This window comes from Acinetobacter sp. 25-47-122 (assembly GCF_056779695.1).
Genome location: NZ_JBWYIJ010000024.1, coordinates 1 through 2,254, shown reverse-complemented (window position 1 = coordinate 2,254; position 2,254 = coordinate 1). Strand labels below are relative to the sequence as shown.

Below are 2,254 nucleotides of genomic sequence, written 5' to 3'. Positions count from 1 at the left end.
AAAACTTTTACTGATCTCAACGTTGCTCAAATTATGCAAGTGTTGAAGAAGAATATTAATGGCAACCGTTTTGCAAAATGTGCCATTCAAACTGCTTTACTCGATATTCAAGCTCAACGTTTAGGCTTGCCTCTGTCTGAAGTGTTAGGTGGCCGTCTGCGTGACAGCGTCCCTGTGCTTTGGGTGTTGGCTTCTGGTGATACGGATAAAGATATCGCTGAAGCGAAAAAGATGATCGAAGCTAAGCGTCATAACTTCTTTAAATTAAAAATTGGTTCTCGTGCTGTAGAAGCAGATGTTGAGCATGTTCTCACCATCAAAAAAGCGTTAGGTGCTGATATTTCTATCCGTGTCGATGTGAACCGTGCTTGGTCTGAGTTAGAAGCGATCAAAGGTATTCAGCTTCTGCAAGATGGCGGTGTGGATCTAATTGAACAGCCATGTGCGATTGACAATATTGATGCCATGGAGCGTTTAACTCGTCGTTTTGATATTGCCATTATGGCGGATGAGTCATTGATGGGTCCAAGTACAGCTTATCGTTTAGCGAAGCGTAATGCTGCTTCTGTGTTTGCTGTAAAAGTTGCTCAGTCTGGTGGCCTACTCGAAGGTCGTGATGTAGCAACCATTGCAAACCTCGCTGGTGTAGATCTGTATGGTGGCACGATGCTTGAAGGTTCTGTTGGCACCATCGCTTCTGCACATTTGTTCTCGACCTTTGAGAATTTGGCATATGGCACTGAATTATTTGGTCCATTGCTGTTAACTGACGAAATTTTAAAGACCCCGCTTCAATATCGTGATTTCGAATTACATCTGCCTCAAGGCAATGGTTTAGGTATTGAGTTGGATTTAGACAAGATTGACAACCTTCGCCGCAAATAAGCGACGTGATACATCAGGAGTGAGACATGCTGTTTCATGTACGAATGGATGTGAACATCCCACTGGATATGCCAGTTGAAAAAGCGAATGAGATCAAAGCTGTTGAAAAGGCGTATTCGCAAGAGTTACAGCAACAAGGCAAGTGGCGTCATATCTGGCGAATCACAGGTCAGTATTCAAACATCAGTATTTTTGATGTGGAAAGCAATGAAGAGCTTCATTCAATTTTACAAGGTCTTCCGCTTTACCCATATATGAATATCGAAGTAATGGCGTTAAATCGCCACCCATCTTCTATCCGTGAAGATGATCGTTAAGTTTTAAGTGTCTTGGCTTGATTGATTCAGGCCATGACATCAATACATCCAGAGGTTTTTTAGCGTCATTTTAAACAAGGATTGTGGCAGAGAGCTCAAACACATTAGAAGTCAGCCACCACACAGCAAGCATACTTAAGGAGAAATAGTATGAACCGCGAACAAATTAATGCTTTAGTCAAAAAAATGAACGTTGATACTGCAACAGGTCCTGTTGATGAACGTGTTCAACAAATCGTTGTACGTTTAGTATCTGACTTATTCCAAGCGATTGAAGATTTAGATTTAAGCCAATCTGAAGTTTGGAAGGGTCTTGAGTACTTTACTGATGCTGGTCAAGCAAACGAATTAGGTCTTTTGGCTGCTGGTTTAGGTCTTGAGCATTTCCTTGATTTACGTGCAGATGAGAAAGATGCTGAAGCAGGTATTACAGGTGGTACTCCACGTACAATTGAAGGTCCATTGTATGTCGCTGGTGCACCAGAATCAGTTGGTTTTGCACGTATGGATGATGGTTCTGAAGAAGGCAAAATCCCAACTTTAATTATTGAAGGTATCGTTAAAGATACTGAAGGTAACATCATTGAAGGCGCTAAAGTTGAAGTTTGGCATGCAAACAGCTTAGGTAACTACTCGTTCTTTGATAAGTCTCAATCTGACTTCAACTTACGTCGTACGATCTTCACCGATGCACAAGGTCAATATACAGCATTAACCACAATGCCTGTAGGTTATGGCTGCCCACCAGAAGGTACAACTCAGTTTGTATTAGACAAACTTGGTCGTCACGGTAACCGCCCTTCACATGTGCATTACTTCGTCACTGCACCTGGCTACCGTAAATTAACTACGCAGTTCAACATCGAAGGTGATAAATACCTTTGGGATGACTTTGCATTTGCAACGCGTGATGGCTTAGTGGCAACTGCTGTAGACGTAACTGATGAAGCTGAAATTGCTCGTCGTGGTCTGAAAGGTGCGTTCAAACATATTCAATTTGACATTGAATTAGTGAAAGACGTTGAAGGTGCGCCTTCTACTGAAGTTGAACG

General features: G+C 42.1%; 3 protein-coding genes. All 3 read left to right on the top strand.

The features are described from left to right. On the top strand, positions 1-885 hold an 885-nt coding region (locus tag AC1M9P_RS14590; RefSeq protein WP_481588085.1), incomplete at its 5' end, for a muconate/chloromuconate family cycloisomerase. 26 nt (positions 886-911) lie between these two features. Beyond that, the gene (catC, locus tag AC1M9P_RS14585; protein WP_092766278.1) at positions 912-1,202 is read left to right on the top strand and encodes a muconolactone Delta-isomerase; all 291 of its coding nucleotides are present in this window, start codon (positions 912-914) and stop codon (positions 1,200-1,202) included. A 150-nt stretch (positions 1,203-1,352) separates the two neighbouring features. Next, positions 1,353-2,254 (top strand): catechol 1,2-dioxygenase (gene catA / locus AC1M9P_RS14580; protein WP_481588084.1); only part of this gene is annotated, 902 nt, incomplete at its 3' end.